This window comes from Mycobacterium persicum (assembly GCF_002086915.1).
Lineage (GTDB): Bacteria > Actinomycetota > Actinomycetes > Mycobacteriales > Mycobacteriaceae > Mycobacterium > Mycobacterium persicum.
Map to the genome: position 1 here is coordinate 5348313 of NZ_MWQA01000001.1, position 5897 is coordinate 5354209.

Below are 5897 nucleotides of genomic sequence, written 5' to 3' on the forward strand. Positions count from 1 at the left end.
GCGCCGGGTGCCCGGCGCGGCCACCTGCTGCGACTTTGGCAGCCCGCAGAGCTGGGAGTTCGAGCCGCTGGACAGCGATGTTTTCCCTGCGGTGGAACTGGCCCGGCACGCCGGCGAAACCGGCGGCTGCATGAGCGCCGTCTACAACGCCGCCAACGAAGAAGCGGCCGAAGCGTTCCTTGCCGGCCGCATCGGCTTTCCGGCCATCGTCGGGACCATCGCCGACGTGCTGCACGATGCCGACCAATGGGCGCTGCCACCCGCTACCGTGGATGACGTACTCGACGCGCAGCGCTGGGCGCGGGAACGCGCGCAGCGCGCGGTTGCCAAAGCAAGGCCGGCCGGTGCCTACGAAAAGGTCTCCGGACAAGCGTGAGAAAGGTCCATACAGGCTGATGATGTTCGTTATCGGCATTGTGCTGTTCGCACTCGCCATCCTGATCTCGGTGGCGTTGCATGAATGCGGCCATATGTGGGCAGCGCGCGCCACCGGGATGAAGGTGCGTCGTTATTTCGTCGGCTTCGGTCCCACCCTGTGGTCGACGCGCCGCGGCGAAACCGAATACGGCGTCAAGGCGATTCCGGCGGGCGGTTTCTGCGACATCGCCGGCATGACCCCGGTCGAGGAGCTCGCTCCCGACGAACGTGACCGCGCCATGTACAAGCAGGCGACCTGGAAGCGGATCGCGGTGCTGTTCGCCGGCCCGGGGATGAACTTTGTGATCTGCCTGATGCTGATCTATGCGATCGCGGTGATCTGGGGCCTGCCCAACCTGCATCCGCCAACCCGGGCCGTGATCGGCGAAACCGGCTGCGTCGCAGCCGAAACCAGCCAGGGCAAGCTCGAACAGTGCGTCGGGCCCGGCCCGGCCGCCCTGGCGGGCCTGCGCGCCGGCGACGTCGTCGTCAAGGTCGGCGACACCCCGGTGTCCACTTTCGACGAGATGGCCGCTGCGGTCCGCGCAATGCACGGCACCGTGCCCATCGTCGTGGAGCGGAACGGCACCACCATCACTGCCAACGTCACCATCGAATCCACCCGTCGCTGGTTGCCCACCGGACAGGGTGGTCAAGTCCAGCCCGCCACCGTCGGCGCCATCGGGGTCGGGGCCGTCCGTCCCGGTCCTACCCACTACGGCGTGTTGTCCGCGATTCCGGCGACTTTCGCGTTCGCCGGGGACCTGACCATCGAGGTGGGCAAGGCGCTGGCAGCCATCCCGACCAAGGTCGGCGCGCTGGTCCATGCCATCGGTGGCGGGCAGCGTGACCCGGAGACTCCGATGAGCGTGGTAGGCGCCAGCATCATCGGTGGCGACACCGTGGACCACGGGTTGTGGGTGGCGTTCTGGTTCTTCCTGGCCCAGCTGAACCTCATCCTGGGTGCGATCAACCTGCTGCCGTTGCTGCCGTTCGACGGTGGTCATATCGCTGTCGCGATATTCGAGAAGATCCGCAATATGATTCGGGCCGCCCGCGGCAAGGTTGCCGCGGCGCCGGTGAACTATCTCAAACTCATGCCGGCCACCTATGTGGTCCTGTTCTTCGTTGTCGGATACATGCTCTTGACCGTCACCGCTGACTTGGTCAACCCGATCCGGCTTTTCCAATAGCGACCTAGCGACCTAGAGAGAAGGACCGATAGTGACCGTTGGCCTGGGCCTGCCGCAACCGCCGGCGCCCACGCTCGCCCCTCGGCGCCCCACCCGTCAGCTGATGGTGGGTGACGTCGGCGTCGGCAGCGACCACCCGATTTCGGTGCAGTCGATGTGCACCACCAAAACCCACGACGTCAACTCGACGTTGCAGCAGATCGCCGAGTTGACCGCGGCCGGCTGCGACATTGTCCGGGTGGCCTGCCCGCGTCAGGAGGACGCCGACGCGCTGGCTGAGATCGCCCGACACAGCCAGATCCCGGTGATCGCCGACATCCATTTCCAGCCGAAGTACATCTTCGCCGCCATCGAGGCGGGCTGCGCTGCGGTGCGGGTAAACCCGGGAAACATCAAGGAATTCGACGGCCGGGTCGGCGAGGTCGCCAAGGCCGCCGGTGACGCCGGTATCCCGATCCGGATCGGCGTGAACGCCGGCTCGCTGGACAAGCGGTTCCTGCAGAAGCACGGCAAGGCCACGCCGGAGGCGCTGGTGGAGTCGGCGCTCTGGGAGGCCTCGCTGTTCGAGGAGCACGGTTTCGGCGACATCAAGATCAGCGTCAAGCACAACGATCCGGTGGTGATGGTCCGCGCTTACGAGTTGCTGGCCGCTCAGTGCGACTACCCGCTGCATCTCGGCGTCACCGAGGCCGGTCCCGCATTCCAGGGCACCATCAAGTCCGCCGTCGCCTTCGGGGCCCTGTTGTCCAAGGGCATCGGCGACACCATCCGGGTGTCCTTGTCGGCCCCGCCGGTCGAAGAAGTCAAGGTCGGCAATCAGATCCTCGGATCGCTGAACCTGCGGCCGCGGACGCTGGAGATCGTGTCCTGCCCGTCGTGCGGCCGCGCCCAGGTCGACGTCTACACCTTGGCCAACGAGGTGACCGCGGGTCTCGACGGGCTGGAGGTGCCGCTGCGGGTGGCCGTGATGGGCTGTGTGGTCAATGGTCCGGGGGAGGCGCGCGAGGCCGACTTGGGCGTTGCTTCCGGAAACGGCAAGGGACAGATCTTCGTTCGGGGCGAAGTGATCAAAACGGTGCCCGAAGCGCAGATCGTCGAGACGTTGATCGAAGAGGCGATGCGGCTGGCCGCCGACATGGCAGCCGACGCCGAACAGGATCCGGGCGCGACATCGAGCGGTTCGCCGATTGTGACCGTAAGCTGATAGACGCCAGCCCTCGGTCCTGGTTTCGGTTCGCACCATAGAGAGTTCTTCAGATGTCGGCTCCGCCCATCTTGCGCCTGGTCGGCGAACGACGGGTGGCTGTGGTGCGTGATGCCGCCGCGGTATGGCAGGTGCTCGATGAAAACCCGGTCGAATCGTGCATGGTCGCCGCCCGCGTCGCCGACTATGGCATCGAGCCGAATTCGATTGGCGGCGAATTGTGGACCCGACGTGGCGGCGTGGCGGAGTCGTTGTGCTTCGCCGGCGCCAACCTCATTCCGCTGCGCGGCGGGCTGATCGATCTGAACGCCTTCGCCGACGAGGCCAAGAGCACGGCGCGGCGGTGTTCGTCGCTGGTCGGCCGGGCCGACCTGGTGTTGCCCATGTGGCAGCGTCTCGAGTCAACCTGGGGCCCCGCGCGTGACGTCCGCGACCATCAACCGCTGATGGCCATCAACAGCCATCCCAGTTGTTCGATCGACACCGAGGTACGACAGGTGCGACCGGAGGAACTGGACGCCTACCTGGTGGCGGCGGTGGACATGTTCATCGGCGAGGTGGGCATCGACCCGCGGACGGGTGACGGTGGCCGCGGCTACCGCCGTCGGGTGGCCAGCCTCATAGCGGCCGGACGGGCCTGGGCCCGATTCGAGCATGGCGAGGTGGTCTTCAAGGCCGAGGTGGGATCGCAGTCTCCGTCCGTCGGGCAGATCCAGGGGGTGTGGGTTCATCCGGAACGACGCGGCCTGGGTCTGGGCACCGCCGGCACTGCGACGGTGGCCGCGGTGATCGTCGGTAGCGGCCGCATCGCGAGCCTTTACGTAAACAGCTTCAACACCGTCGCCCGGGCCGCCTATACCCGCGTCGGCTTTCGGGAAGTGGGCACCTTCGCCACCGTGCTGCTCGACTGACTCCGATCCGCGAGCGTAACGCCACGGCCCTGGCGGGGCTCAATAACGGTTGGGTCTCGGTGTGTCTGCGCGGCCGCTGCCGTCAGCCTCTTAACATCAGTCACGATGGTAACTCGAATAACGTTAGCCTCAGTTGTCGCAGGTGTTCTGGTCGCGGTGGTCGCACTGCCGGGGTGCACTCCCCGACCCGAAGGCCCCGGCCCGGCCGCCGAGAAGTTCTTCGCCGCATTGGCTATCGGCGACACCGCTACCGCGGCCCAACTCACCGACAACCCCAACGAAGCCCGCGAAGCACTCAACGCCGCCTGGGCCGGACTGCAAGCCACCCACCTGGACGCCCAGCTCCTCAGCTCGAAATACGCCGAGGATATGGGCACCGTCGCTTATCGCTTCACCTGGCATCTGCCCAAGAACCGGACCTGGAGCTACGACGGCCAGCTCAAGATGGCCCGCGACGAGGGCAACTGGGAGGTCCGCTGGGCCACCACCGGGCTGCATCCGAAACTCGGTGAGCACCAGACCTTTTCGCTGCGGTCGGATCCACCCAGACGGGCCTCGGTGAACGAACTCGGCGGCACCGACGTCCTGGCGCCGGGCTACCTGTACCACTACTCGCTGGATGCGACCACGGCCGGCTCAGACCTGATCGGCACCGCACACGCGGTGGTAGAGGCCCTGCACCCGTTTAACGACACGCTGAACGACCCGCAGCTGCTCGCCGAACGGGCCAGCTCGTCGACCCATCCGCTGGATCTGGGGGTCACGTTGCGCGCCGACGACAGCAATCGGGTCTTCGGCGCGATCGGACAACTGCCCGGCGTCGTGGTCACACCGCAGGCCGACCTGCTGCCCACCGACGACCATTTCGCGCCGGTCGTCATGACCGAGGTGAAAAAGGCCGTGATCGACCAGCTCGACGGACAGGCGGGCTGGCGGGTGGTCAGCGTCAACCAGAACGGGGTCGACGTCGCGGTGCTGCACGAAGTCGAGCCGTCACCGGCGCCGTCGATCACGATCACGCTGGACCGGACCGTGCAGAACGCCGCCCAGCGCGCGGTGGACGCCCGCGGCGGCAAGGCGATGATCGTGGTGCTCAAGCCGTCGACCGGCGAGATTCTGGCCATCGCACAGAACGCGGGCGCCGACGCCGACGGCCCGATCGCCACCACCGGCCTCTACCCGCCGGGGTCGACGTTCAAGATGATCACCGCCGGCGCGGCCGTCGAGCGAGATATCGCCACCCCCAACACCATGCTGGGCTGCCCGGGCCACCTCGACATCGGACACCGCACCATTCCCAACTACGGTGGCTTCGATCTGGGCGTGGTGCCGTTGTCGCGGGCGTTCGCCAGTTCGTGCAACACCACCTTTGCAGAACTGAGCAGCAAATTACCGCCGCGTGGTCTGACCCAGGCGGCCAGTCGCTACGGGATCGGCCTGGACTATCGGGTGGAAGGCATCACCACGGTGACCGGGTCGGTGCCGCCGACGGTCGACCTGGCCGAGCGCACCGAGGACGGGTTCGGTCAGGGGCGGGTCCTGGCCAGCCCCTTTGGCATGGCGTTGGTGGCGGCGACCGTGGCGGCGGGCAAGACTCCGGTGCCGCAGCTGATCGTCGGCCGGCCAACGGCGGTGGAGGGCGACGGCACGCCGATCAGCCCGAAAATGATCGACGCGCTGCGGCCCATGATGCGGCTGGTGGTGACCAACGGCACCGCCAAGGAGATCGCCGGCTGCGGTGAGATTTTCGGAAAGACCGGTGAAGCCGAATTCCCGGGCGGATCGCATTCCTGGTTCGCGGGGTATCGCGGCGATCTGGCGTTCGCGTCGCTGATCGTCGGGGGCGGCAGTTCGGAGTACGCGGTGCGGATGACCAAGATGATGTTCGACATCCTGCCGCCCGGATACCTCGCGTAGCACGTCGTGACTACGAGCCGTTTTGTCCGAAAATCAGACCGCCGGCGCCGCCACCGCCAGGCTTGCCCGCAGGCGCGCCACTGCCGCCGTTGCCGCCGTTGCCGCCGCTGCCCAGCAGCCAGGCGTCGCCGCCGGGAGCGCCGTCACCACCGGGACTGAGCCCGTCAACCGATTCGCCGCCCGCGCCGCCAGCGCCGCCGGCGCCGATCAACCCGGCCTTGCCGCCGTGGCCGCCGGAGCCGGCGCTGCCTCCGG

General features: G+C 67.3%; 4 protein-coding genes and 2 pseudogenes. 5 read left to right on the forward strand and 1 reads right to left on the reverse strand.

Translation table 11 applies throughout. From position 1 onward, the window contains the following. The 5 genes and pseudogenes from B4U45_RS24235 to B4U45_RS24255 all read left to right on the forward strand — a co-directional run. Nucleotides 1-376, forward strand: a pseudogene (locus B4U45_RS24235) (1-deoxy-D-xylulose-5-phosphate reductoisomerase); the annotation flags it as partial. A 19-nt stretch (nt 377-395) separates the two neighbouring features. Then, nucleotides 396-1610 carry a M50 family metallopeptidase gene (locus B4U45_RS24240; RefSeq protein WP_075548106.1) on the forward strand — a complete coding sequence of 405 codons (1215 nt, stop codon included), beginning with the start codon at nt 396-398 and terminating at the stop codon, nt 1608-1610. Between the two features lie 31 nt (nt 1611-1641). Further along, entirely contained in the window at nt 1642-2814 is a 1173-nt protein-coding gene (ispG, locus tag B4U45_RS24245; protein WP_075548107.1) for a flavodoxin-dependent (E)-4-hydroxy-3-methylbut-2-enyl-diphosphate synthase, read from the forward strand. A gap of 53 nt (nt 2815-2867) precedes the next feature. Then, nucleotides 2868-3725 carry a GNAT family N-acetyltransferase gene (locus tag B4U45_RS24250; RefSeq protein WP_075548108.1) on the forward strand — a complete coding sequence of 286 codons (858 nt, stop codon included), beginning with the start codon at nt 2868-2870 and terminating at the stop codon, nt 3723-3725. Nucleotides 3726-3830: 105 nt separating this feature from the next. Next, on the forward strand, nt 3831-5642 hold the full coding sequence (locus B4U45_RS24255; RefSeq protein ID WP_075548109.1) for a penicillin-binding transpeptidase domain-containing protein: 1812 nt from the start codon (nt 3831-3833) through the stop codon (nt 5640-5642). A 13-nt stretch (nt 5643-5655) separates the two neighbouring features. Here the strand turns inward: B4U45_RS24255 and B4U45_RS29595 are convergent. Further along, nucleotides 5656-5897: pseudogene (locus tag B4U45_RS29595) on the reverse strand (PGRS repeat-containing protein); the annotation flags it as partial.

Bases quoted from the DNA above. Each gene is read 5' to 3' on its own strand.
- B4U45_RS24250 (WP_075548108.1), top strand. From the start codon at position 2,868: ATGTCGGCTCCGCCCATCTTGCGCCTGGTCGGCGAACGACGGGTGGCT.
- B4U45_RS24240 (WP_075548106.1), top strand. From the start codon at position 396: ATGATGTTCGTTATCGGCATTGTGCTGTTCGCACTCGCCATCCTGATC.
- B4U45_RS24255 (WP_075548109.1), top strand. From the start codon at position 3,831: ATGGTAACTCGAATAACGTTAGCCTCAGTTGTCGCAGGTGTTCTGGTC.